The organism is Streptomyces sp. NPDC048825 (assembly GCF_043198355.1).
Classification (GTDB): domain Bacteria; phylum Actinomycetota; class Actinomycetes; order Streptomycetales; family Streptomycetaceae; genus Streptomyces; species Streptomyces xiangluensis.
The window spans coordinates 58,185-82,974 of the sequence record NZ_JBICUR010000028.1; the positions used below are offsets into that span (position 1 = coordinate 58,185).

Genomic DNA, 24,790 nt, shown 5'->3' on the forward strand with positions numbered 1-24,790 from the left:
TCGTGGTGAGCACGGACGCCGGCCGGCCCCCGGACGTTCGCCGGGGCGTGCGGTGTCGGCGTCCGTGCGTCCGGAGGGCGGAAGCGGCTCGGCCCCCCGGGACAGGGCATGCACGGTCAGTTCTGCGACGCCGCGGTGCGACGCTTCATCAGCCACCACGCGCCGCCGCCCACGACGAGCAGCGCCACGACGCCTCCGCCGATGACCAGGCCCGCCGAGCCGCCCTCGTCCTCCTCTGAGGCCTTGGTGTCGGCATCGGACCCCGCGGCCGCGACATCCGACTCCGTTGCCGACGGGTTCGGGCTGGGCGTCGCACCTTCACCAGGGTTGGTGCTGGTGCTGGTGCTGGGGCTGGGGTCGGCCGGCTTGGCGCCCGGGGCCGCGGCCTTCAACTTCAGGACCGGGGCCGGCTGTTCGGGCTCCTCGCCGCCGCTGGGCAGTTCGATCCAGCGGGAGACCTCGCCGTCGCTGTAGGTCTCGACGGTCTTGAATGCGAGCTCCTTCGCGTCCGGCAGCTGCCGGATCTTGATCTTGTGCTCGGCGTCGACGCCGGTCTTCAGAGCGGGGCCGCCGACGGTGTACCCGTCGCTGGTGGCCTTCAGTTTCCAGCCCTTGGGCGCTTCGTCGAGCGTGACGTCACCGGGAGCGATGCCCTCGGGCAGTACGACGCGCAGCTCGGTGAAGCCGGCCGTGTCGGACTCGGCCTCGGAGACGAAGTCGAGGGTGGCGTTCTCGGCCAGGGCCTGGGGCTTGTCGGCCTCGACCTCCGCGTGCGCGGCGGACGGTGTGGCCAGGGTGAGCGTGGCAGTCAGCGCGGCGGCACCGGCGAGAGCGATGCGGCGACCGGCATGGGCCACCAGATGGGCGGACATGGACACAGGGGAACTCCTTGCTGATACGGGAAAGACCGGTCCCCCGGATTCCGGGACCGGTGACGGAGCGGAAGTGCTCCCGCCGCGGTGGTCCCCTGCGCACCACCGCATGCTCCAGTACGTCGTCCCCTGCTTGGGGCGCTCCCTCGAAGGAGGCGCCCGGCCGCCGGCCGGGCAGCGTGAACAACACCCGGCCGGTGTCGCGCACCGGTCGCGGCAGCACCTGGGCCAGAGCGGCCGCGGCTGATCTTGCGAGCGTGCGGAATGTGCCGAGCGCGGTCGTCATCCGCGCGTCCGCCCGGTGCAGCAGCCAGGCCACGACCAGCGCGGCGGCCGCGTGCACGGTCGTCATCGCCGCCCCGGCGTGATGCCAGGCGTGACCGTCCCCCGCGGCGGCAGAGAGAGGCCCGGCGTGCATCGGGTGCCCCGGCACCGCCGCCTGCGTGTCGCCGTCCGCGAAGGACAGTGCCAGGTGGAGCACACCCTGCACGGCGAGCGTGGCCACCACGGTCGCGACCGGCGCGTAGCGGCGGCGCGCCAGCGGCCAGACCGCCACGAACTGGGCCACGATCGCCGCGCCCACCAGCCGCCAGGGCACCGTGCCTTCGGCGATCGCGTGGTGACCGAAGGTCGCGAGCACGGTGCCGAGCACGGCGAACAGGCCGGCCCGCGCGCATGTTCCCGCGCGGCCGGCCCGGCCTGTTCCGGCACGTTCCTCGTGCCCGGTCACGTGATCACGCGGCACGGTCGCCCATCGTCCCTACCGGTCGGCGGCCGTCCCGGAAACAGCCGTACGTACGCCGCCGCACGGTCAGGCTCGCTCACCGATCGCCTTCGCGAGCCGGTCCGGGGTCCGGGTGGAGAGGTAGAGGTACGGAGTGGGATCGTCGGGGTCGACGATCTCGACGCGCACGGCGGTGGTGATGTAGCTGCGCATCACCATGAACGCGCGCATGTCCGCCTTGTACGTCCGCCAGGCCCGCGCCTCCTCACCTTCCAGGACCTGCGGTTCGCCCAGCGCGTTCAGCGGGATCCGTGCGTCGCCGGCCACCAGGAGGCCGTTCGTGACTCTGATCCGCATGGAGCCCTGGGAACTGACGAAGAGCCCGGCCAGGCAGGTGCCCGCCACCAGGGCGATGAGCGCGGCAATGGGGCCGTAGGGCATGAAGATCAGCGCCATGGAGAGGCCGAAGAGGACGGCGATGGCCCACCAGGATCTGGGAGCGGTGAGGCGTTCGTCGTACGCGGGTGCCTTGCTGGTGGTCACTGCGTTCACCTTGTCGTATACGTCGGGGGACGGCGGGACTGTTCACAGGGGGAAGAACGTGCCGGCGCATGGGCCTCGTCAGTCGGACAGCCGGTCGTCGATGAGGGACTTGAACGCCTCGTAGGAGCCGGGGGTGGTGACGGCCTCTCCGTCGAGGAAGAAGGTCGGGGTGCCCTGCACGCCCAGCCCGAGGCCGTCGCGCTGGTCGTCCTGGACACGTCCGGCCGTTTCCGGATCGGCGAGGTCGGCGTCGAACCGGTCCATGTCCAGGCCGAGTTGCTTCGCGTAGCCGCGGAAGACGGACTCCTTCCACTCCTGCGACTCGCCCCACTCCTTCTGGGTGGTGAAGAGCTTGGTGTACATCTCCTCGAACTTGCCCTGCTGGGCGGCGGCTTCGGCGGCGCGTGCAGCCGGCTCGGCGTTGCGGTGGCCGGGCATGGGGAAGTAGCGGGCGACGAAGGTGACCCGGTCGCCGCACTCCTCGCGCAGCTTCTCCACGACCGGGTACATCGCCCCGCACGCCTCGCACTCGAAGTCCAGGAACTCCACGATGGTGAGTTCGCTCTTCTTCGGCTCGGTGAGGCGGTGGCTGGTGTCGCGGACCGGCAGGGCCTCGGCGGCGGGCTGCACGTTCACGCCGCCGCCGGCGTCGCCGTCGTCGGGAGAGAACAGCAGGAAGGCGCCGAGGGCGGCGGCGAAGGCGGCGACGAGCGCCGCGGCGACGACGAGGTGCTTCTTGAGCTTCTTCATGATTCCTTGGTGGGGGCGGAGTTGGTGGTGCGGTCGGGCAGCCGGTCGCGGGCGTGCAGGCTCGCCAGGTAGGCGTTGTAGGCGGCCAGCGGGTCGTTCTCGTCGCCGCGGTCGATCTTCCGGTCGACGCGGCGGGCCTCGCGCTGGTCGGAGCGGATCCACTGGATGGCCAGGATGATCGTGGTGATCAGGACGGGGATGTCGCCGGTGGCCCAGGCGATGGCTCCGGCGTCGTACTGGTCGTCCATCGGATACTCGACCCAGGGCCGGTCGAGCGCGGACCACCAGCCCTCGCCGATCAGCGCGGTCGAGCTCATCAGCGAGATGCTGAACCAGGAGTGGAACGGCATCGTCAGGATCAGCACGAACAGACGGCCCAGATGGGGCGGTCGGTGCGGTCCGGGGTCGATGCCGATGACGACCCAGAAGAACAGCAGTCCGACGGCCAGGAAATGCACCAGCATGAACGTGTGGCCGAGATGACTGCGCATCAGGGTCTCGAAGAGCGAGCTGTAGTAAACGACGAAGGCGCTGCCGATGAACAGCACGCTCGCCACCACCGGATGCGAGATGACTTTCACGTAGCGGCTGTGCAGAAGCTTGAGAAGCATCTCCCGCGGCCCGTCTGATTCTCCCTTGGGGGCGCGGGGCAGGGCGCGCAGGGCGAGCGTGGCGGGGGCGCCCAGCACGAGCAGGATCGGCACCGTCATCGCGAGGATCATGTGCTGGCCCATGTGCACGCTGAACAGCACCTTGCCGTAGACCGCCAGCCCGCTCATGGTCGCCAGCACAGTCACCACCAGGCCCAGCAGCCACGAAATGGTGCGCCCGACCGGCCACGTGTCGCCCCGGGCGCGCAACTTCAGTACGCCCGCCAGGTACAGCAGGGCGGCGGCCGCGGTGCCGAACGCGAACAGCGGGTCGAAGTGCCACTGGGTGAACAGCGGCGTCCACGGGAAGTCGCCGAGCGGCGGCGGCATGGGGAAGCCCAGCAACTCCTCGGCGGAGGAGAGCGACGCGTCCTCGGCACCGGGCGCCGGGGTACGTGACAGGCCCACCGCGAGTCCCATCGCGGCGGCCATGAGCAGCAGTTCGCCGGCCGCGAGCCGGACGAACGCCCGTCGGCTGCCGTCCGCGAGAGTGGGCAGCGTGCGGCGGCGGTGCCACCAGCCGACGGCACCGAGCAGGGCGAGCGCGACCGCCTTGCCGATGACCATCAGCCCGTACCGGCTGGTGAACACGTCGCCCAGGGACGGGAGCCGGACCGCGGCATTGACGATGCCGCTGGCCGCGACCGCGAGCAGCGCCCAGCCGGCGAGGGGACTGAAACGGCGGGCTGCGGCCGCCGTGTCCGGCTCCCGCCGGGCAGCGACGACCAGCACGAAGACCAGCCCGCCGACCCACAGGGCCACGCCGACCAGGTGCAGCGCGAGGCTGGTGACCGCCGCGTCATGGTTGCCGGACGCCGAGGAGTGGCCGGTGAAGGCGGGCGGCAGCAGTCCGGCGAGGGCGACCAGGAGCGCCAGGCGGGCCCATCGCGCCGTACCGATGCCCACGCAGAGCGTCCCGATGACGCCTCCGGCGGCCACCATCAGGGCGTACGACCGCCCTTGGGGGTCCGTGGACACGAAGTCGGCCAGCACGGCGGGGGACATGATGTCGCCGACCGGCCGGGCGAACAGGTCGGAGAGCGTGAACAACAGGGCGGCGGCCGAGGCGGCGGCCCACAACACCCCTGCCGCCGCAGCCCAGTTGAGGTAACGCAGCTGCGTGGCGCCGAGTCTCTTGCCGCCCGGCAACAGAACGACGACCAGGAGCAGCGAGCCGATGGTGGCCACCGCGGCGGCGTCCGTGACGGTACGGGCCACCGGCAGCCCCCAGGCGGTCACGGCCCCCGCCTCCGGGATCCCGGGGATCTCTACCGTCGCGCCGCCTCCGGCCCGCACGGCGGCCACCGTCACGGCGACGGCGACGCCGACCGATGCGACCAGCACGAGGGACAGAGGCGGCAGCCGCCGGGTCTTGGTGGTGTCAGTGGCCACGACCGGCTCGCCTCCGCCGCGCCTCAAACCCGCCCGCGGCCGCCACGGCGACGGCCAGCACACCGGCACCGATCAGCATGGTGCCGCCCGCGTCCGAAGACTCTCCGCCGGCTTGGCCCGACTCGGGCTGCCGAGCCGCCGCATCGGCCGATTCCGCGGCCCGCGGAGACGGGCTGGGACTGCCCGTCTCCTCGACGGTGAAGGTGTACGAGCCCGAGACGGGATGGCCGTCGGCGGAGACGACCCGATAGCCCACGGTGTAGCGGCCGGCTGGAGAGCCGGTGTCGAGGGGAAGGCTGACGGTCTTGCCCTCGACCTGCGGATCGCCCGCGACGGCCGAGGCGCCGTCCGGGCCGGTGACGGCGACCTTGGAGTACTTCTGGGTCATCGCGTCGCTGAAGGACAGCGTGACGCGCGGGGGCAGTCCGGCGAGTGTGGCGCCCGCGCCCGGACTGGTGGTGTCGAGTCCGGTGTGGGCTGCGGCCTGCGGAGCGGTGGTGGCCAGGACCGCCAGGGCGGCGGGTGCGACCAGGGTGCGTGCCGCCGTGCGGACGGCACGCCGGTCGGTGACGTTCATGACGCGGGACTCTCTGTGGCCCCCGGCGACGTGGCCACCAGGGTGGGAGGGACCGGCCCGCCGGGTGGCCCTCGCGTCAAACCCGTCAGGGCATGCAGGGGGCGCCGATCGGCGTCGGCCGGAGAAGGGCGAATGGAGCGTGCCCGGCGGACGGCGGAGCCCTGCCCTCGTTCAACCGCACGAGCAGCGCCGACATCAGCGGCGAGGTGTTGTCGGGGAGCGCGATCTGCGGGCCGGTGCCGTGACGGCCGTTCAGCAGCGGCCAGACGAACACCAGCAGGCGTCGTACGGCGGCCAGCAGCGGCCTGCTCTGCCACAGCAGCCGCTCCGTGACGCCCATCAGACGGGCGGCGAGCAGCAGGGTGACCAGGTGTCCGGCGAGCAGCACACCGGGCGGCGGCCCGGACACCGCGCCGTGCTCGACCAGCCAGGACGAGCCGCCGAAGGTGCCGTCCTGGCCGGCCACCGCCACGCAGGCGCCCGGCAACGAGTAGGCGACGTGGTAGGCGAGTTGTGCGAGGGCGAACACGCCCAGCAGTTGGGTGTCCGTCAGCCGATGCCGCGTCAGAACCGCCGCGCCCGGCGCGGCCACCGCCGCCATCCCGACCACGATGACCCACCGAGGCGCATGCCCCTGCGACAGGACATGTCCGGCCAGCGGCAGCAGCACACACAGCACCGCCAGCACCCCGGCCCGCAGTGCGCGCAGCGCACCGGACGCCGGCGAGCCGGCTTGTGTCGGGTGGGGCGGTCGCATCAGGTCGGGGCTTTCGGGAGTCCGTCGCTCGTTCGGACGGGGAGCGGATGGCGGCCTACGGGACTGCGGAACCCGTACGCCCCGGAAGCGTACCCACCGACTCGCCCGCCCGTTCACGACAGGGTGGGGCTCGCGAAACCGCCACTTGGGAACGATCACTGGTCGATGAGTTTCCGCAGGTCAGAGGCCTGCTAACGGACATGACAACGGTCACCGATGCAGCCTTTGGTGATTCGCCAACCCATGCGTTTCACTGCATGCGAGGCATCCGTCGCGAGGGGGAAGGCGTACAGCATGAGTGACCACAGTCATGAGCACGGCCCGAAGCACGAGCACGGAGCGGGCGGGCACGCAGGGCACTCCCACGGCGTCTCCACGGACGCCGACCGCCGCTGGTTGGGCATCGCGCTCACGCTGATCACGGCGTTCATGGCGATCGAGGTCGTCATCGGCATCATCGCCCAGTCCCTCGCCCTCATCTCCGACGCGGCCCACATGCTGACCGACGCCGTGTCCATCGTCCTCGCACTGATCGCCATGCGGCTGTCCGCACGCCCCGCCCGCGGCGGCTTCACCTACGGCCTCAAGCGAGCCGAGATCCTCTCCGCCCAGGCCAACGGCCTGACCCTGCTCCTGCTCGGCGCATGGCTGGCGTACGAGGCCGTGCACCGCCTGATCGATCCGCCCGAGGTGGAGGGCGGGCTGGTGCTCGTCACAGCCCTCGCCGGGATCGTCGTGAACATCGCGGCCGCCTGGTGCATCTCCAAGGCCAACCGCTCCTCGCTCAACGTCGAGGGCGCCTACCAGCACATCCTCAACGACCTGTTCGCCTTCATCGGCACCGCGGTCGCCGGTCTGATCGTTCTGCTCACCGGGTTCGCCCGCGCCGACGGCATCGCCACACTCGTGGTCGTCGCGCTGATGGTGAAGGCCGGGTACGGGTTGCTGCGCGAGTCGGGCCGGATATTCCTGGAGGCCGCCCCGGCCGATGTCGACCCCGACACGCTCGGTGACAAGCTCGTCGCCCAGCCGGCCGTGGTCGAGGTCCACGACCTGCACGTCTGGCAGATCACCTCGGGCCAGTCCGCCCTGTCCGCACACGTCCTCGTCGAGCCCGGCGGCGACTGCCACGCCGTCCGCCGAGACCTGGAGGAACTCCTCCAGCACGACTACGGCATCACCCACTCCACTCTCCAGGTGGATCACGCCCCGGAGAAGGTGTTGCAGCTGGCCCTGCCCGGTGAGCCGGCCGGCGACGGGGCGCACTGCGAGGACCCGCATGGCCCGGTCCACCGGGAAGAGCCGCACGAGCACTGAGTGGGGCCTACCGTGACGGGCGGGCACGTGGTGCATCGCGACACCACCTGCCTGCCGTTGGCGCCTCCTTGAACGAGGGTGAGGCGGCCGGAGCCCGGGGCGATGACACACGGACGCCGGGTGGGGACTAGCGTCGTGGATGTCGTCAGGGCGCACCGGGTGGCAGCGCCAGTGCGAGTGGCGACCGATGGCCAGGATCACCCCGCAGCAACACAAGGAGTACACATGGCGAAGATCCTTTTCGTGATGACCGGCGCCGACCAGTGGACGCTGGCCGACGGCAGCACGCACCCCACCGGTTTCTGGGCCGAGGAGGCCACCGTCCCCTACGAGGCGTTCAAGGCCGCGGGCCACGAGGTCACCGTGGCCACGCCCGGTGGTGTCGTGCCGCCCGTCGACCCCGCCAGCCTGAGCCCCGAGGCCAACGGGGGCGCGGAGAACGCGGCGGCGGTCCGGGGTGCGGTGGAGGGCGCCGCCGAGTTCCGCAGCCCGGTGGCGCTGGCGGATGTACGCCTCGACGGCTTCGACGCGGTGTACGTTCCCGGCGGTCACGGCCCGATGGAGGACCTGGCGGTCGACGCCGACTCCGGCCGTCTCCTCGCCCGGGCGGTGGAGTCGGGTCTGCCGGTGGGCGTGGTGTGCCACGGCCCGGCCGCGCTGCTGGCCGCGACGAAGGACGACGGCACCAACGCCTACGCCGGTTACCGCATCACCGCCTTCACCAACACCGAGGAGCGGCAGGCCGGCCACGCGGAGAAGGCCAAGTGGCTGCTCCAGGACCGGCTCACCGAGGCCGGCCTGAAGGTCGAGGCCCGCGAACCGTGGGCGCCGCACATCGAGGCCGACCGCAACGTCGTCACCGGCCAGAACCCCGCCTCCTCCGGCCCGCTCGCGGCCGAACTGCTCAAGAAGCTCGGCTGAATCCCGGCACCCGAGATCCCCGGTCGCTCCCATGAGCAGACCACGACCACGCAGCCGACCAAGGCCAAGGAAGACCAGCGCACCGCACGCACAGGGAAGTTGACGTCATGACCGACAAGCTCACCGTGAGCGTCCTGGGCACCGGCATCATGGGCGCCGCGATGGCCCGTAACCTCGCCAAAGCCGGACACACGGTCCGCGCCTGGAATCGCACTCGCGCCAAGGCCGAGCCCCTGGCGGCCGACGGGGCGCACATTTGCGGTACTCCCGCCGAGGCGGTGACCGGTGCCGATGTCGTCCTGACCATGCTCTATGACGGGCCGGCCGCCCTGGAGGTCATGCGCGAGGCGGAGCCCGCGCTGCGCCCAGGCACGGCCTGGGTGCAGTCCACCACTGCCGGGATCGAGGGCATCGGCGAGCTGGCCGGCTTCGCCCGCGCACACGAGCTGGTCTTCTACGACGCACCCATGCTGGGCACACGTCAGCCCGCGGAGGCGGGCCAACTGCTGGTCCTGGCCGCGGGCCCGGTCGAGGGCCGGGACGTGGTGGGTCCCGTCTTCGACGCGGTCGGCGCCCGCACTGTGTGGACCGGCGAGGACGGCGCGGCCGGCAGCGCGACCCGGCTGAAGCTGGTGGCGAACAGCTGGGTCCTCGCGGCCACCGCGGCGACCGGCGAGGTCCTCGCGCTGTCCAAGGCGCTGGGCGTGGACCCGCAGAGCTTCTTCGACGCCATCGCCGGCGGCCCGCTCGACATGGGCTATCTGCGGGCCAAGGCCGGACTCATCCTGGACGGCCGGCTCTCCCCGGCCCAGTTCGCGGTGGTCACCGCCGCCAAGGATGCCCGCCTGATCGTCGAGGCGGGTGAGCACAATGGCGTACGCCTCGATGTCGCCGCCGCGAGCGCCGCCCGCATGCAGCGCGCCGCCGCCCAGGGCCACGCCGACGAGGACATGGCTGCCGCGTACTTCGCCAGCTTCGACGCCGACTCCGAACCCGATTTCGCCCCCGACGAGGAGGCGTCCACCTGAGGCTTCGTCCTCGGGACCCCGGGTCGTACTCAGACCCCGTCACACCGCCGTCGGAAACCCCTTCGTCCGGAACACCCTCCGCTTCGCGTCCACCGCGAACACCTCGCAGTCGTCTCGTGCGGCGGCCCAGTCGATGCCTTCCGGGCCCATGGCGAAGGCCGCCGTCGCCGTGGCGTCCGCCTCCGTGAGGGACGGGGACACCACCGTCACGCTGAGGAGGCCCGTGGCCGGGCGGCCGGTGCGGCCGTCGATGATGTGGTCGCCCCGTTCGTAGCGTGCGGAGGTCGCCACGGCGCCGTCCGTCACGTCCAGGACCGTGCACAGCTTGTCGGACTGTTCGGGGTGCCGTACGCCCACCCGCCACGGACCGCCGGCCGCGACCACGTCGCCGCCGGCGTTCAGGCAGAACCGGGACGCCCCGGTCGCCGCCACCAGGTCCGCCGCCCGCTGCACCGCCCAGCCCTTCACCATGGCGCAGGGGTCGAGGCCGCGACCGGGCAGCCGTACGTCGAAGGCGCCCCCGGTCGCGACCCGGTACCTCTCGCACAGGTCGAGGATCTCCGCCAACTCCGGGGATATGTCCTGGAGTTCGAGCTCGCCCCGGTCGAGCCGCGACACCTCGCTGCCGGGCTTGAACGGGCTGAACCGTTCGTCGACCTCGCGCAGCCAGTCGAAGGCCCGGTCCGCGGCCTCGGCGGCGTCCCCTTCTCCCTTGTCCATCCGTACGGAGATCGGGAAGCCCATGATGTGCTCTACCCGGCGCACCCTCAGCCCCTCAGCTCTTCGCGTCGATCGCGGCCTGGAGGGACTCGACGTAGCCCTCGCTGGTGATCGTGGCGCCGGACACCGTGTCGATGTCGGCGCTCTGCGCCTCGAGCGTCTCCTCGATCAGCTTCGGCACGGCGGCTTCGGTCTGCGGGTGGTTCGGCTGCTGCAGCATCCGTACGGAGCTGATCGTGTCGCCCTCGAAGGTCACCTCGACCTGCACGGGGCCCTTCTCGGTGTTGAGCGTCGACCCCGCGATGACCTGGTTCGACGTGCCCGAACCAGAAGATCCCGTATCGGACGATCCCGAGTCCGAAGAGCCCGAAGAGCCCGAGCCCGACGAGGCAGCCGCGGACGGCGTCGAAGCCGGCGCTGCGACCTCGGTGCTCGACGACGAGGTCTCGGCCGACGGTGCGTAACGCCAGACCGGGATCAGGGCCGCGACGCTCACGACCAGGACAGGAATTGCTCGCTTCATGGTGTCGTCCCCCTCATCCGGCCAGGCTGAAGCGTTCGAAGTGGATCTGCTGCTTGGGCACGTCCAGGTCGCGCAGGGTGCGCAGGACGGCGCCGGTCATGCCGGGCGGGCCGCAGACGTAGACGTCCCGGTCGGCGATGTCCGGCACGAGCCGGGTCAGTTCGGCCGGCGCCAGCTTGTCCGGGGTGGCCGGGCCGCTGACCAGGAACAGGTGGGCGCCCTTGGCGTGGGCCAGTTCGCGCAGCTCGTCGTAGAGCACCGCGTCCTGGTCCGTGGCCACCCGGTAGATGACGGTGGCGTGGCCGTGCAGATCCTCCAGCAGGGCCCGGATCGGGGTGACCCCGACGCCGCCCGCGATGAGCAGGGCGTCAGGCCGGGTCCGGTGCATCGTGGTGAAGGCGCCGTACGGGCCCTCGGCGAACACCCGCGTGCCGACCTTCAGGTGCCGCAGGGCCGCCGTGCCGTCGCCGGCCGTCTTCGCGGTCAGCCTGAGGCCCCGGCCGTCCGGGGCGGCGGACAGCGAGAAGGGGTTGGCCTGCCACCAGCGGTCCTTGGTCATGAACCGCCACAGGAAGAACTGGCCGGCCCGTGCGGGCAGCCGGTCCAGATCGCGGCCGGTGATGTAGACCGACACGACGTGGTCGGACTCGGGGACGACGGCCGAGACGCGCAGCTGGTGCCGCAGGTTGCGCCACAGCGGCAGCACGAGCCGGCCCACGAACACCGAGCCGAGCGCCACGCCCCACAGCGCGTACCAGTACGTCGTGGCCGCCGAGCTCGTCGTGAAGGTCGTGCCCACCGCGACCTGGTGCGTGAACGCCAGCACCACCGCGACGTACGTGTAGAGGTGGATGAAGTGCCAGGTCTCGTACGCCAGCCGGCGCCGGGCCCAGCGCGCCGAGACCGCGCCGACGACCATGATCAGCACCAGGGCGACGATCGCGCGCAGCACACCCTCGACGGTCTCGGCGAGGTCCACGAGCTGGCTGACGGGGTCCATCGACGAGGACTCGGCGTAGCCGAGGGTGATGAACACGCCGTGCCCCAGCAGCGACCACAGCAGACCGAAACCGACCCAGCGGTGCCAGGAGGTCAGCCGGTCCATGCCGATCCGGTGGTCGAGCCACGGCAGCCGGGCGACGAGCAGCAGTTGGAAGGCCATGAGTAGGGCGGCGTACAGGCCGGTCAAGCGCCCCAGCAGGATGAGGGCGTTCGAGTTGAGCCCGGACTGGAAGAAGAAGGTGGTCACCACCGCGACGTTCGCGGTCAGCAGGGTGTACAGGCCGGTGCGGGCCACCACCTTGGGGCGTATCGCCGGTGTGGGGGGTCTGACGCGTTGGACAGTCGTCACGGGACGGCAACTCCTCGATCAATGATCCGGGGATACCGAGCCTGCCTGGTGGGAGCTGTCGTTCAGCTGTCGGTCAACTTTCAAGTTTTTATCGATGTGATTCTGGAGGGCGGACCGCTATGGGCGCCAGGAGTCACGTGAAGCACTATGAGCGGGTGGAAAAAGTACGCCTTCTCGTGGTGGACGACGATCCGCCCATCGCCGACCTCGTCGCCACCGTCGCCCGCTACGAGGGCTGGGACGCGGTCACCGCGTACTCCGGTGAGGAGGCGCTGCGCCAGGCCGCCGAGTTCCATCCCGACATCGTGGTGCTCGACCTGATGCTCCCCGACCTGGACGGATTCGGTGTGCTCGACCGGCTCCGGCTGTCCGGGACGATGGTGCCCGTCGTGTTCCTCACCGCCCGCGACGGAGTCGCCGACCGGATCGCGGGCCTCACCCGGGGCGGCGACGACTACCTGGTCAAACCGTTCGCGGTGGAGGAGCTCATGGCCCGGCTGCGCACCGTACTGCGCCGCAGCGCGGGACCCGGCTTCCAGCGGTCCGTGCTCCAGGTCGCCGACCTGACGATGGACGAGGACACCCGTGAGGTGCGGCGCGGCGAGAAGCTGCTGACGCTCACACCGACCGAGTACGAGGTGCTCCGCTATCTGATGCGCAAGTCGCCGACCGTGCTGACCAAGGCGCAGATACTCGACCACGTCTGGGAGTACGGCTTCGGAGGCCGCTCCAACGTCGTGGAGCTGGTCGTCAGCAGGCTGCGCCGCAAGCTCGACGGGCCTGACGAGGGCGCTGACGGCCGGGCACCGCTGATCCACACCGTGCGGGGCGTCGGGTACGTGGTGCGGCAGGTCGCCGAGTGATAGCCCGGCTGAGGCGGACCTACCGCAGGCTGCGCCTGGGCACCCGGCTCGCGCTGGGCCTGGGTGTGCTGTCCCTGATGGTGTTCGCGGTCGTCGGTACGGCGCTGACGACGTACATGCGGGACTACCTGTCGGAGCAGCTCGACGAACAGCTGGCGCAGGGACAGATCGCCCAGTCCAGGAACATCGAGGAATACGGCACGCTCTCGGGAAAGAAGTACTACAGCTGGTTCTACGCCGTGTACGACGTGTCGGGCGGCAAGCCCGTGCTCCGCAAGCCCGAGGACCCCGGCGACCTGCCGAAGGACGTCGACGCCTTCACCGCCGTGGCCCGGGCGCAGATGTCCGCGGACACGGAGGTCCTGCGCACCGACGATCTCAAGGGCAAAGGCACCTACCGGCTGCGCGCGTGCGAATTCGAGCCTGGCACCATCCTGGTCAGCGCCGCGCCCATGGACGGCATCGACGACACGGTGGGCCGGCTGATCATGATCCAGGCCATCGCCTTCGGGCTCGCGCTCCTCGCTCTCGTCGTGTTCGGCCGGGGGATGCTGCGGCGCGGTCTGAAGCCGCTGAGCGACATGGCGCACACCGCCCGCGGCATCACCTCGCACGACCTGACCGACTCGGCACGGCTGCCGGTGCGCCACGACGGGCGCAGCGGCGGCCCCGAGGTCGAGGAGCTGCGCACCGCGTTCAACACCATGCTGGAACACATCGACGACTCGCTCGCCGTCCGCACGGAGGTCGAACAGCGGCTGCGCCGTTTTGTCGCGGACGCCTCGCACGAGCTGCGTACGCCCCTGATGTCGGTACGCGGCTACGCCGACCTGTTCCAGTACGCGGCGGCCAACGCCCCCGAGGAGCGGGACAAGCACCTGGCCCGGCTGCGTGCCGAGGCCGCGCGGATGGGCGTACTGCTGGACGACCTGCTGCTGCTCGCCCGCCTCGACGCCGCCGATGTGGAGGCGCCGCTGCGGCTGGAGGAGGTGGACCTGGTGGAACTGGTGCACCAGGCGGCCGACGCCTTCCGCGCGGGCCGGACGGACCACCCGCTGACCGTCACGGCAGGCCCCGGCCCGGTGATGCTGCGGCTCGACCCCCTGCGCATCCGGCAGGTGCTGGACAACCTGCTCTCCAACGCCGCCGTGCACACCCCGGCCGGTACGAAGGTGTCGGCCGAGGTGTCCGTCGAGTCCGGCATGGCGGTGGTGCGGGTCGCCGACGCAGGCCCCGGCATCCCGGCCGCCGACCAGCACCGCGTCTTCGACCGTTTCTACCGCGTCGACAAGGCCCGCAGCCGCGACCGGGGAGGCAGCGGCCTCGGCCTCGCGGTCGCGCGCTCACTGGCCCGCGCCCACGGCGGCACCCTCGAACTGACCAGCTGTCCGGGCTCGACGACCTTCACGATCAGGCTTCCGCTCGGCCGGACGGCCTGAGCAGCCGCCTCCCGCGCCCGCCGTCTGTGACGGCCCTGAGGCTTCCTGTGCGCCCGCAGCATGGTGAACGAAATTGTTGACAATTTTGTTCACCTACATTTACGGTCGACAGGCACTCACTCAGGGAGAGCACGATGGCGGACGAAGTCAGGCCGAGCAGCGGAGAGCAAGCCAAGCAGCACGCGCTGACGCAGCTGCGGCAGGCGATCCTGCGCGGCGAGATGGCACCGGCCCAGCGGCTGGTGGAGAACGAACTCGCCGAGCAGTTCGGTGTGACACGGGCCAGCGTGCGCGCGGCACTGATCGATCTGGCGGCCGAGGGACTGGTCGAGCGGATCCCCAACCGCGGCTCACGGGTCCGGCTGGTGACGGTCGAGGAAGCGGTCGCCATCACCGAGTGCCGCATGGTCCTCGAAGGACTGTGCGCGGCCAAGGCGGCCGTCGAGGCCACCGACGACCAGCTGACCGAACTGGCCGACCTCGGCACGGCGATGAGCAAGGCCGTCGCCGACGGCGAACCGATGACCTACTCCGGGCTCAACCAGGAACTGCACGCCAAGATCCAGCAGTTCTCCGGCCAGCAGGTGGCCGTGGAACTGCTGGACCGGCTCAACGCGCAACTGGTGCGCCACCGCTTCCAGCTCGCACTGCGCCCCGGGCGCCCCCAGCAGTCCGTGAACGAACACCTGGCCATGATCGAGGCGATCAGGGCCCGCGACCCCCAGGCGGCCGACGCGGCCGCCCGCGACCACCTCACGAGCGTGATCGACGCCCTGCGCGAATAGACGCAGCGCGAATGAGGCCGCGGGAGTGGGGCAACTGACCTGTCCAGCAAGGAGATTGCAGCCATGACGCACGACGAAACGGCGCCCGCACCCCCACGCTCGACCCTCGTCATCACCGCGCACGCCGGGGACTTCGTATGGCGGGCCGGCGGAGCCATCGCCCTGGCCGCCTCCCGCGGCGAGCGGGTGACCATCGCGTGCCTGACCTACGGCGAGCGGGGCGAGTCCGCCAAGGCGTGGCGCCAGGGCAAAACGCTGGAGGAGATCAAGGGGATACGCCGCGAGGAGGCCGAGAAGGCCGCGGCCACCCTCGGTGCGGAGATCGTCTTCTTCGACGCCGGCGACTATCCCCTCCTCGCCACCCCCGAGCTGACCGACCAACTCGTGGGCGCCTACCGGAAGACCCAGCCCGACGTCGTGCTCACCCACCCGCTGGAGGACCCGTACAACGGCGACCATCCGGCCGCCGCCCGGATGGCCCTGGACGCCCGCGTGCTCGCCCAGGCCATCGGCTACCCGGCCGAGGGTGAGATCATCGGAGCCCCGCCGGTGTTCTTCTTCGAGCCGCACCAGCCCGAGATGTGCGGCTTCAAGCCCGAGGTTCTGCTGGACATCACCGAGGTGTGGGAGACCAAGCGCCGGGCCATGGAGTGCCTGGCCGCGCAGCAGCACCTCTGGGACTACTACACCGACCTCGCCATCCGCCGCGGCGTCCAGCTCAAGCGCAACGCGGGCCCCAACCTCGGCCTGCCGCACACCACTTACGCCGAGGCCTACATGCGCCCCTACCCGCAGATCACCGGGGAGCTGGCATGAGCGGCGTGATCGTCACCAACCCTCCCAAGGCCTCCGAGAAGGACGTGGACGCCCTCTCCGCGTACGGCGTGGCCACCGTCCACGAAGCCCTCGGCCGCACCGGCCTCCTCGGCCCCCACCTGCGCCCCATCCAGCAGGACGTGCGCACCGCCGGCACCGCGGTCACCGTTCTGAGCTGGCCCGGCGACAACCTCATGATCCACGCGGCGGTAGAGCAGTGCGGCGAGGGCGACCTCCTCGTCGTCACCACCACCTCGCCCTCCACGGACGGCATGTTCGGCGAACTGTTCGCCACCGCGCTCCAGAAGCGCGGAGTACGCGGCCTGGTGATCAACGCGGGTATCCGCGACACCGCCGAACTGCGCGAGATGCGCTTCCCCGCCTGGTCCGCCGCCGTGTCCGCCCAGGGCACCGTGAAGGCGACCGGCGGCTCGGTCAATGTGCCGGTCGCCATCGGCGGGCAGATCATCCGGCCTGGCGACGTGATCCTCGCCGACGACGACGGCGTGATGTGCGTGCCCCGCGAGCGAGCCGCCGAGGCCGTCGAGGCGTCCGCTGCCCGTACCGCCAAGGAGGAGGCCTCCCGCGCCGCCTTCGCCGGGGGCCAACTCGGCCTGGACCGCTACGCGTTGCGGGAGACCCTCGTACGCCTGGGGGTGCAGTACCGGTCATACGCCGACTACGCCGACTACGCCCGCGACGAGGCCGGATCGTGACCGGTGGGCCCGAGCCCGAGGAGGTGCGCTGCATGCTGATGCGCGGCGGTACCTCCAAGGGCGCCTACTTCCTGGCCGACGACCTGCCCACCCAACCCGGCGCACGCGACGACCTGTTGCTGCGCCTCATGGGCAGCCCCGATCCGCGCCAGATCGACGGGCTCGGCGGGGCGCACCCGCTGACCAGCAAGGTGGCCGTGGTGTCGGCCTCGGCCGATCCCGAGGTGGACGTCGACTACCTGTTCCTCCAAGTCGGCGTCGGGACAAGCGAGGTGTCGGGTCGTCAGAACTGCGGCAACCTGCTCGCCGGCGTCGGCCCCTTCGCCGTCGAGCGCGGGCTCGTCGCCCCGGCCGACGGCGAGACCTCCGTACGGATCCGCATGCTCAACACCGGGGCACTCGCCACCGCTACCTTCCCCACCCCCGGCGGACGCGTCGACTACACCGGCTCCGCCGAGATCTCCGGCGTGCCGGGGACCGCGGCGCCCGTGGCCATCGCGTTCCTGCCGGGCCGCAGCCCGTTGCTGCCCACGGGCAAGATCCGCGACACCCTCGCCGGCACTCCGGTGACCTGCGTGGACAACGGGATGCCGACCGTACTGATCGCCGCCTCCTCCCTGAAGATCACCGGCCACGAGGACCCCAAGGACCTGGAGAAGGACGCGGCCCTCGCCGACCGGCTCCGTGAAATCCGCCTGGAGGCGGGCCCGTTGATGGGCCTCGGCGAGGTCGAGGGCACCACCGTGCCCAAGCTCAGTCTGCTGGCCCCGCCCGCGCACGGCGGCGCGGTGATGACCCGCACCTTCATCCCGGTCCGCTGCCACACCTCCATCGGCGTCCTGGCCGCCGCGAGCGTCGCCGTCGGCCTGCGGATCGAGGGCGGCGTCGGCCAGGACGTGGCCGAACTCCCGGCAGCGGGGGAGCGGTTGCGCATCGAGCACCCCACCGGGTTCCTGGACATCGAGGCGGGCGTCGACGCGGGAGGCAGCGCTCCGGTGGCTCGCCGCACGGCCGTTGTCCGCACCGCGCGCAAGATTTTCGACGGGACGGTCTACCCCCGGCCCGCCGAAACCGCCGCGCCCCGTTCCTGAACAACTCCCTTTCCCTGCACTGGCGTTACCGCACCGCCTCCCCCGTACCCTCGTCCCTACGGAGGTCCCGATGACACCGCCTCTCGGAGACATCGCCCACCTCGGGCACGTCGAACTGCTCACACCGGACCTGGACCGCAGCCTCGCGTTCTTCACCGACTACCTCGGCCTGACGGTCAACGGCGAACGCGGCGACTCCGTGTACCTGCGCACCTGGGACGACTACGAGCACCACAGCCTGGTCCTCACCGCGCACGAGACCTCCGGCATCCGCCGCACCGCACTGCGCGCCTCCAGCGAGGAGGCCCTGCAGCGCAGGGTCGAGGAGCTGGCGTCCGCGGGACACGAGGGCCGCTGGACCGAGGACGAGCCGGGCCTCGGTCCGCTCTACGTCACCACCGACCCGGACGGCCACGAGGTCGCCCTGTACTGGGAGTCCGAGTGGTACCAGGCCCCGGAGGCGCTCAAGCCGGGTCTGAAGAACCAGCCCCAGGCCAAGCCGGGCCACGGCGTGGCCGTACGCCGCCTCGACCACGTCAACTACCTCGCCGCCGATGTCGCCGCCAACGCCGACTTCCACCAGCACCTCCTCGGTGCCCGCCCCACCGAGCAGATCCGGCTCGACAGCGGCAGGATCGCCGCGAAGTGGCTGACGTTCACCAACAAGTCGTACGACGTCGTCTACACCGAGGACTGGACAGGCTCCCGCGGCCGGCTGCACCACATCGCGTTCGCCACCGACACGCGCGAGGACATCCTGCGCGCCGCCGATCTCGCCCTGGACACGGGCGTGTTCATCGAGACGGGGCCGCACAAGCACGCCATCCAGCAGACGTTCTTCCTGTACGTCTACGAGCCGGGCGGCAACCGCATCGAACTGTGCAACCCGCTCACCCGACTGGTTCTCGCCCCGGACTGGCCCCTGATCACCTGGACCGAGGAAGAGCGGAAGAAGGGCCAGGCCTGGGGCCTGAAGACCATCGAGTCCTTCCACACACACGGCACGCCGCCGGTGGACTGACGCCACGCCCCACAAGGGCGGGCGTCCTGCCGGTCGCCGGCCCGGCTCCCCACCATCTCCTACGCGTTGACGGCCCGCCGCACATGGTCCGCGATCAGCGCGTAGACCGGCCGGGCGGCCTCGGCGTCATTGAGGTCGTAGCCGTGGTCGGTCTTGGGGACGAGGTGGTGCTCGGCCAGTGCTCCGGCCTTGTCGAGTCGCCCGGCGTACCGCTCGCCCTCGGCGCGGAGGAGGTCGTACTCGGGGGTGATGACGAGTGCCGGGGCGATACCCGTGAGGTCGGCGGTGTCCGCCGGGTTGGCCGGAGAGACCAGGCGGTCGGTGCGTCGGGCCGGGTCCGGCACGTACGCGCTGTCGAAGATCGCGCCCATCCACGGGCGCAACGCCGGCTTGGGGATGGCGGCCTTCTTGTCCTTGGCGCTCGTCGCGAGGTCGAGCGGCGGATAGTGGAGGACCTGGAGCGCGATCGCGGGCCCGCCGGTCCCAAGGGCCTGACGCGCCACCGCCGCGGCGAGACCGCCGCCGGCGCTCTGCCCGCCCACGGTGAGCCGGCTGCCGTCCCAGCCGTGCTCGCCGCCATGCGCGGCCACCCAGCGGACGACCTCGTACGCCTGAGTGGGCGGGGCGGGGAACGGGTGCTGCGGCGCGACGACGTAGTCCACGTTGACCACGACCACGCCCGCCTCCGCGGCGAGGTAACGGCACAGTGCGTCGTCCATCTCCGCCCCCGGCAGAACGTATCCGCCGCCGTGGAAGTTGACGTGGACCGGCGGGAGTGCCCCATCCTCGGATTTGGGCATGTACACCACGACCGGGGCCGGAGCTATGGACGTCGGTACCGTCAACTCGCGGACGTCGCGCGGAAACTCGGGAAGCCGCTCACGCCACGAGGCCACGGAGCCCCGCCCACTGGCTCGTCGGCTCGCGAGTCCGAGCATGCGCTGCATGGTCTTCGCGGCGAAGGAGGCCACTGCCGGCCTGGCCAAGAGGGACATACGGCTCCGTTCGGGGATGGTTCCTTGTCGAGGTCAATCATCAGGATTCCTGGCGATTGATGATGGGGGTGATGGTAGCCGTGCTTCCCGCGGAGCGACCCCGCCGGGGACCGGTCCCGTACCCCCGCGCGCACACTGGCGCCGGGGTGCGCGGCGGAGGGGGACGCGCACCCCACCCGCCGACCGACTCCCCGACACCGAGAAGACAGATGGAGGCCACCATGGATCAGCTCGCGAGTCTGGCGCGCGGTGTCGCCAAGGCCAGTCCAGGCACCTTGCATGCGCGCTCACTGGCCGGCGGCATCAGGGTCCCGCCACGACCGGGCCTGACGGTCCGCTTCGGTCGCGGCGAGGAGCCGGACGTGGACCTCGCGGTGGGCGAGGACGACCTGCGGGTCAGCCGCCGGCACGGCGAACTCACGTACCGCGCAAGCCAATGGTGGCTGCGCAACACCGGACAGCAGCTCGTTCGCCTGCCGCATGGCCGCCTGATGCACGAAAGCACCGAGGCCATCCCGCTCACGCCCGGCTACACCCCGCTGTTCGTGAGGGGCTCGGGCTACCGGGAACACCTGGTCGAGCTGTATGTGACGGGCCACGACGCCCCCGGCCTCGTACCGCGCCGCCAGGCGAGCACCCTGAAACCGCGCATCTGGCCGCTCTCCGAGGACGAACGGCTGCTGCTGGTCGTGATCGGCCAGCACTACCTCCTGTACGAGGACGGCCCGCGCCCCCTGTCCTACCGGCGGGCCGCCCGCCTGCTGGAGTGTCTGCGCCCGGACGACAACTGGACGGAGCGCCGTATCGAGCACAAGATCACGGAGGTCCGCAAGCGCCTCCACGGCGGCGACTTCCCCTACCCGCTGATACACGACAAGGAGTCCGGAGCGCCCACGGACAACAACCTCCTGCACAACCTCCTCAGGGGCCTGGTCGAATCGACCACCCTCGTCCCGCCGGATCTGGAGATGATCGACTAGAGGTTACTGAGTGGCACTTGCTGGGCGTGAACCCAACCATGCATTGCAGATGCGAGGCAGCACGGCTTAATCTGGCGCACATGCAGTCCTATACCATCGGGCAGGCAGCCCGGCTGCTCGGTGTCAGTGCCGACACCGCGCGCCGCTGGGCGGACGCCGGCCGCGTCGCGACGCACCGCGACGAAGGCGGCCGTCGCCTCATCGACGGCCGTGATCTGGCCGCCTTCTCCGTCGAGATCGCGCAGAGCGGCAGCGGTGAGGAGGAGCACCCCTACACCTCGGTGCGCAACGCGTTCCCCGGCATCGTCACCGCCGTCAAGCTGGGCGACGTCGCGGCCCAGGTCGAGATACAGGCGGGCCCGCACCGCCTGGTCTCCCTGCTGACCCGGGAGGCCGTCGAGGAGCTGGGCCTGGAGGTCGGTATGCAGGCCACCGCACGCGTGAAGTCGACCAATGTGCACATCGACCGTGCCTGATCACCCGCCGGCCACGGCCTCCGGCACCCCTCCTTGCAAGGAGCCCCACGGCATGTCCCTCCTCCGTACCGGGCGCCGCGCCGCCGCCGTACTCATCGCCACCGCCCTGCTCGGTTCCCTCGCCGCCTGCGGCACTGGCGGTACCGAGCAGACGAGCGGGAGTTCGGACACGGCGAACCTCACGGTCCTGGCCGCCTCCTCCCTGACCGATGTCTTCAGGACCGCGGGCGCGGCGTACGAGAAGGAGCACCCGGGTACGAAGCTGACCTTCTCCTTCGCCGGATCCCAGGAACTGGCCGCGCAGGTGAGGCAGGGCGCCCCCGCCGACGTACTCGTCACCGCCGACACCCGGACGATGGACGGGCTGAAGGCCGACACCGGCAGCGCGACCGTCATCGCCAGGAACCGCCTGGTCATCGCCATAGGCGCGGGAAACCCGAAGAAGATCGACGGCCTTGAGAACCTCGCCGACAGTGAGGTGAAGACCGTACTCGCGGCGCCCGAGGTGCCGGTCGGCCGCTACAGCAGGCAGGTCCTGGCCGACCGGAAGATCACGGTGAAACCGGTCTCCGAGGAGCCCAACGTTCGGGCGGTGCTCAGCAAGGTCGAACTCGGCGAGGCGGACGCGGGCATCGTCTACAAGACCGACGCGGCCACGGCGGCCGACAAGACCGACGCGATCACGATCCCCGACGACCAGAACGCCATCGCCTCCTACCCCGCCGCCACCCTCAAGGAGTCGCAGCACTCCACGGCGGCCACGGCCTTCGTGAAGTGGCTGTCCTCGCCGCAGGCCCAGCAGATCCTCCGCACCGCGGGCTTCGAGAAGCCGTGACCAGGTGAGGGGCCGTGATCAGTGATGGGTCGTAGCCAGTCATGAGTCGTAGCCAGTCATGAAAGTCCTGCGCCCTGGCGGCCCGCGTTCCGAGATCGGGCGAACCCGCGCCTGCTCCTCCCGTACGCCCCTCACCCTCGCCCTCCCCGCCCTGCTCGCCATCGCCTTCCTGCTCCTCCCGCTGGCCGGTGTTCTCGCCCGCACCGACTGGGGCGAGCTGGGCGGGCACCTGACCAGCCCGGGCACCAGCGAGGCGCTGAAGCTCTCCCTGGTCGTCTCCTTCTGGTCGCTGGGCCTGTCGCTCGTGCTCGGCGTCCCGCTGGCCTGGCTGCTGGCGCGCGTCCCGTTCCCCGGCAAGGCCCTCGTCCGCTCACTCGTCCTGCTGCCGATGGTGCTGCCGCCCACCGTCGGCGGCGTCGCGCTGCTGCTTGCCTTCGGACGGCGCGGGCTGCTCGGGCCCTGGCTGGAGGACGTCTTCGGCATCACGCTGCCGTTCCACACCTCGGGCGCGGTCGTCGCCGCCACGTTCGTCTCGATGCCCTTCCTGGTGATCAGCCTCGAAGGGGCGATCGCCGGACTCCGGCAGGGTTACGAGGAGACCGCCGCCTCCCTCGGGGCCTCGCCGCTCCGGGTGTTCCGCACGGTGACGCTGCCCATGGTGGCCCCCGGTCTTGTCGCCGGAGCCGCGCTGACCTGGGCTCGCGCCCTCGGCGAGTTCGGCGCCACCATCACCTTCGCGGGCAACCTTCCCGGCACGACGCAGACCCTGCCCCTCCAGGTGTACCTGCTGCTCCAGGAGAACCCGCAGGCCGCGACCTCCGTCTCGCTGCTGCTGCTCGCCATCGCCATGGCGGTACTCGTCGCCCTGCGCGGCCGCTTCACGGGTACGCCGGGCAGCGCTCGCCCGTACCCGGCCAAGCCACCCGTGGACGAGGGGAGTTCACCCGCGAACACCCCCGAACCCCCCGCTGCGTACGAGGGTGCCCCGGACAAGGAAGGCTGGTCCCTGCATGCCGAGGTCACCGGCTTCGACCAGCTCGTCCTGGAAGCGGACCCCGGCACCACGATCGCCGTGGTGGGCCCCAACGGAGCGGGCAAGACCACCCTGCTGCGGGCCCTGCTCGGCCTGACCCCACGCGCCCACGCCGCACTGCACCTCGGCGACATCGACGTCACCAAACTTCCCCCGCACCGCAGGTCAGTCGCCTGGGTCCCGCAGGACGGCGCGCTCTTCCCGCACCTCACCGCACTCGCCAACACGGCGTACGGCCCGCGTGCCCACGGTGTACCGCGCGCCGAGGCCCGCCGCGCCGCGCAGGACTGGCTCGACCGGCTCGCAGTGGGCCACCTCGCGCACCGTAAACCCGCCCAGCTCTCAGGCGGCCAGGCCGGGCGGGTCGCCCTGGCAAGGGCATTGGCCGTACGCCCCCGGCTCCTGCTCCTCGACGAACCGCTCGCCGCCCTCGACCAGACCACCCGTGCCCAGGTACGGCACACCCTGCGCCGTCACCTCGAAGGCTTCGGCGGAGTCTGCCTGATCGTCACCCACGACCCGGTCGAGGCGGTGTCGCTCGCGGACCGCGTGCTCGTTCTCGACGAGGGCCGCGCCGTCCAGGACGCCCCACCCGCCGAAGTCACCCGGCATCCGCGCTCGCCGTGGGTGGCCCGCATGCTCGGCCGCAACGCCTGGCCCGGCACGGCGACCGCCGACGGGCTCGAACTCGCCGACGGCGGAGGGCGGTTGGTGGTCGCGGACCCGCTGCCCGCGGGCACGGAAGCCCTCGCGATCATCGCCCCCGAAGCGGTCGCCGTCCATCGGGACAGGCCCAGCGGCAGCCCCCGCAACGTCTGGCCCGGCACCGTCCGCGAGATCACCGCCACCGGCAGCAGACTGCGCATCCTCATCACCTCCGACCGTGCACCGGACGTGGTCGCGGAGATCACCCCACAGGCAGCCACCGAACTCGGACTCGCTGACGGGGCGTCGGTATGGACGAGCATCAAGGCGACGGAGACGACGGTCGTACGTCTCTGATCCCGCCTCGCACATCTCTGAGCCTGCCTCGTACGTCTCTGATCCTGCCTCGTACATCTCTGATCTCGCCGCAACCACATGGGGGCTCTCCGGCGTGATGTACGGCACGGCCGCGTCGCGGACCGTGTCGCTGTTGGGCCGAACGGGTGAGCATGCGCAAGAATTGCCCGGTGCAGGAAATCAGTGCGAGTCAGGTCGGGGGTAGCCGGTGAACGGCCACGACGTCACCGATGAACAGTGGGAAGGGCTCGCCCAGGTAGTCCCGCTGCGTGGCCGCGACGCCTGGCCGTCGGCGGTCGACCACCGGTCGATACCCGAGGCGGACACCGAACCGCGCCGCCGTTTCGTCGTGCTCCGGGTCAATGTCTTCGGTGACGCACGCGAGGTCGCCGAGACGCTGATGGCCGGCATCCCGGTCCTCCTCGACCTCACCGGCGCCGAACCGGACGTCGCCAAGCGCGTACTGGACTTCAGTACGGGCGTGGTCTTCGGGCTGGCGAGCGGCATGCACCGGGTCGAGCGGAACGTGTTCCTGCTCACGCCACCGGGCACAGAAGTGGGCGGGCTGATGGAGGGTGCGGGAGTCCCCGGCGCCTGACGATCACTTGCTTGA

The 24,790-nt window shown here is 71.1% G+C and carries 25 protein-coding genes; 15 read left to right on the plus strand and 10 right to left on the minus strand.

The annotated features are described in order from the left end of the window. Positions 1-116: 116 nt before the first annotated feature. From ACGFNK_RS42645 to ACGFNK_RS42670, 6 genes are all read right to left on the minus strand, one after another. Positions 117-872: a DUF1775 domain-containing protein gene (locus ACGFNK_RS42645; protein ID WP_393425798.1), complete on the minus strand. Its 756-nt coding sequence runs from the start codon at positions 870-872 to the stop codon at positions 117-119. 811 nt (positions 873-1,683) lie between these two features. Further along, positions 1,684-2,139: a DUF3093 domain-containing protein gene (locus ACGFNK_RS42650; protein ID WP_393425801.1), complete on the minus strand. Its 456-nt coding sequence runs from the start codon at positions 2,137-2,139 to the stop codon at positions 1,684-1,686. A 78-nt stretch (positions 2,140-2,217) separates the two neighbouring features. Then, positions 2,218-2,889 carry a DsbA family protein gene (locus tag ACGFNK_RS42655; RefSeq protein WP_393425804.1) on the minus strand — a complete coding sequence of 224 codons (672 nt, stop codon included), beginning with the start codon at positions 2,887-2,889 and terminating at the stop codon, positions 2,218-2,220. After that, entirely contained in the window at positions 2,886-4,931 is a 2,046-nt protein-coding gene (locus tag ACGFNK_RS42660; RefSeq protein ID WP_393425807.1) for a cytochrome c oxidase assembly protein, read from the minus strand. The genes ACGFNK_RS42655 and ACGFNK_RS42660 overlap by 4 nt, the downstream gene beginning before the upstream one ends. Beyond that, on the minus strand, positions 4,921-5,508 hold the full coding sequence (locus ACGFNK_RS42665; protein WP_393425810.1) for a copper resistance protein CopC: 588 nt from the start codon (positions 5,506-5,508) through the stop codon (positions 4,921-4,923). Before ACGFNK_RS42665 ends, ACGFNK_RS42660 begins: the two co-directional genes overlap by 11 nt. A gap of 85 nt (positions 5,509-5,593) precedes the next feature. Then, the gene (locus tag ACGFNK_RS42670) at positions 5,594-6,265 is read right to left on the minus strand and encodes a hypothetical protein (protein ID WP_393425813.1); all 672 of its coding nucleotides are present in this window, start codon (positions 6,263-6,265) and stop codon (positions 5,594-5,596) included. A 294-nt stretch (positions 6,266-6,559) separates the two neighbouring features. On the opposite strand from ACGFNK_RS42670, the gene ACGFNK_RS42675 reads away from it, so the two are divergent. The 3 genes from ACGFNK_RS42675 (at position 6,560) to ACGFNK_RS42685 (ending at position 9,531) form a co-directional block, all read left to right on the plus strand. Next, positions 6,560-7,582, plus strand: a complete 1,023-nt coding sequence (locus ACGFNK_RS42675) for a cation diffusion facilitator family transporter (protein ID WP_393425816.1) — start codon at positions 6,560-6,562, stop codon at positions 7,580-7,582. A 225-nt stretch (positions 7,583-7,807) separates the two neighbouring features. Further along, entirely contained in the window at positions 7,808-8,503 is a 696-nt protein-coding gene (locus ACGFNK_RS42680) for a type 1 glutamine amidotransferase domain-containing protein (RefSeq protein WP_393425819.1), read from the plus strand. A 107-nt stretch (positions 8,504-8,610) separates the two neighbouring features. Beyond that, on the plus strand, positions 8,611-9,531 hold the full coding sequence (locus tag ACGFNK_RS42685; RefSeq protein WP_393425822.1) for an NAD(P)-dependent oxidoreductase: 921 nt from the start codon (positions 8,611-8,613) through the stop codon (positions 9,529-9,531). Between the two features lie 39 nt (positions 9,532-9,570). Here the strand turns inward: ACGFNK_RS42685 and ACGFNK_RS42690 are convergent, their stop codons facing one another. Genes ACGFNK_RS42690 through ACGFNK_RS42700 form a run of 3 tightly spaced genes read right to left on the minus strand, consistent with a single transcriptional unit; the run spans position 9,571 to position 12,125 of the window. Next, positions 9,571-10,296: an FAD:protein FMN transferase gene (locus ACGFNK_RS42690; protein WP_393425825.1), complete on the minus strand. Its 726-nt coding sequence runs from the start codon at positions 10,294-10,296 to the stop codon at positions 9,571-9,573. Between the two features lie 10 nt (positions 10,297-10,306). Then, positions 10,307-10,774, minus strand: a complete 468-nt coding sequence (locus ACGFNK_RS42695; RefSeq protein ID WP_393425828.1) for an FMN-binding protein — start codon at positions 10,772-10,774, stop codon at positions 10,307-10,309. Between the two features lie 13 nt (positions 10,775-10,787). Then, positions 10,788-12,125 (minus strand): ferric reductase-like transmembrane domain-containing protein, encoded by a 1,338-nt coding sequence (locus ACGFNK_RS42700; protein ID WP_393425831.1) that lies wholly within the window; start codon positions 12,123-12,125, stop codon positions 10,788-10,790. A gap of 119 nt (positions 12,126-12,244) precedes the next feature. Between ACGFNK_RS42700 and ACGFNK_RS42705 the strand changes: the two genes are divergently transcribed. The 7 genes from ACGFNK_RS42705 (at position 12,245) to ACGFNK_RS42735 (ending at position 18,856) form a co-directional block, all read left to right on the plus strand. Then, positions 12,245-12,988: a response regulator transcription factor gene (locus ACGFNK_RS42705; protein WP_393425834.1), complete on the plus strand. Its 744-nt coding sequence runs from the start codon at positions 12,245-12,247 to the stop codon at positions 12,986-12,988. Beyond that, positions 12,985-14,427, plus strand: a complete 1,443-nt coding sequence (locus tag ACGFNK_RS42710; protein ID WP_393425837.1) for a sensor histidine kinase — start codon at positions 12,985-12,987, stop codon at positions 14,425-14,427. Before ACGFNK_RS42705 ends, ACGFNK_RS42710 begins: the two co-directional genes overlap by 4 nt. 134 nt (positions 14,428-14,561) lie before the next feature. Further along, the gene (locus tag ACGFNK_RS42715) at positions 14,562-15,212 is read left to right on the plus strand and encodes a GntR family transcriptional regulator (protein ID WP_393425840.1); all 651 of its coding nucleotides are present in this window, start codon (positions 14,562-14,564) and stop codon (positions 15,210-15,212) included. Positions 15,213-15,275: 63 nt separating this feature from the next. Continuing rightward, entirely contained in the window at positions 15,276-16,028 is a 753-nt protein-coding gene (locus ACGFNK_RS42720; RefSeq protein ID WP_393425843.1) for a PIG-L deacetylase family protein, read from the plus strand. Beyond that, positions 16,025-16,744: a 4-carboxy-4-hydroxy-2-oxoadipate aldolase/oxaloacetate decarboxylase gene (locus ACGFNK_RS42725; protein ID WP_393425846.1), complete on the plus strand. Its 720-nt coding sequence runs from the start codon at positions 16,025-16,027 to the stop codon at positions 16,742-16,744. The genes ACGFNK_RS42720 and ACGFNK_RS42725 overlap by 4 nt, the downstream gene beginning before the upstream one ends. A 32-nt stretch (positions 16,745-16,776) precedes the next feature. After that, positions 16,777-17,835 carry a 4-oxalomesaconate tautomerase gene (locus ACGFNK_RS42730; RefSeq protein WP_393425910.1) on the plus strand — a complete coding sequence of 353 codons (1,059 nt, stop codon included), beginning with the start codon at positions 16,777-16,779 and terminating at the stop codon, positions 17,833-17,835. Positions 17,836-17,905: 70 nt separating this feature from the next. Next, positions 17,906-18,856 (plus strand): catechol 2,3-dioxygenase, encoded by a 951-nt coding sequence (locus tag ACGFNK_RS42735; protein ID WP_393425849.1) that lies wholly within the window; start codon positions 17,906-17,908, stop codon positions 18,854-18,856. Positions 18,857-18,915: 59 nt separating this feature from the next. Here ACGFNK_RS42735 and ACGFNK_RS42740 read toward each other — a convergent pair whose 3' ends face one another. Further along, complete coding sequence (locus ACGFNK_RS42740) at positions 18,916-19,851, minus strand: alpha/beta hydrolase fold domain-containing protein (protein WP_393425852.1); 936 nt, start codon at positions 19,849-19,851, stop codon at positions 18,916-18,918. 221 nt (positions 19,852-20,072) lie between these two features. Here ACGFNK_RS42740 and ACGFNK_RS42745 point away from each other — a divergent pair, with 221 nt between their 5' ends. From ACGFNK_RS42745 to ACGFNK_RS42765, 5 genes are all read left to right on the plus strand, one after another. Then, on the plus strand, positions 20,073-20,831 hold the full coding sequence (locus ACGFNK_RS42745; RefSeq protein WP_393425855.1) for an FHA domain-containing protein: 759 nt from the start codon (positions 20,073-20,075) through the stop codon (positions 20,829-20,831). An 80-nt stretch (positions 20,832-20,911) separates the two neighbouring features. Next, positions 20,912-21,307 (plus strand): molybdopterin-binding protein, encoded by a 396-nt coding sequence (locus tag ACGFNK_RS42750; protein ID WP_386355632.1) that lies wholly within the window; start codon positions 20,912-20,914, stop codon positions 21,305-21,307. Between the two features lie 52 nt (positions 21,308-21,359). Beyond that, positions 21,360-22,142 (plus strand): molybdate ABC transporter substrate-binding protein, encoded by a 783-nt coding sequence (gene modA, locus ACGFNK_RS42755; RefSeq protein WP_393425859.1) that lies wholly within the window; start codon positions 21,360-21,362, stop codon positions 22,140-22,142. Positions 22,143-22,200: 58 nt separating this feature from the next. Next, positions 22,201-24,177 (plus strand): ABC transporter permease, encoded by a 1,977-nt coding sequence (locus tag ACGFNK_RS42760; protein ID WP_393425862.1) that lies wholly within the window; start codon positions 22,201-22,203, stop codon positions 24,175-24,177. A gap of 208 nt (positions 24,178-24,385) precedes the next feature. After that, entirely contained in the window at positions 24,386-24,775 is a 390-nt protein-coding gene (locus ACGFNK_RS42765; RefSeq protein WP_386355623.1) for a cell division protein SepF, read from the plus strand. Positions 24,776-24,790: the final 15 nt, after the last annotated feature.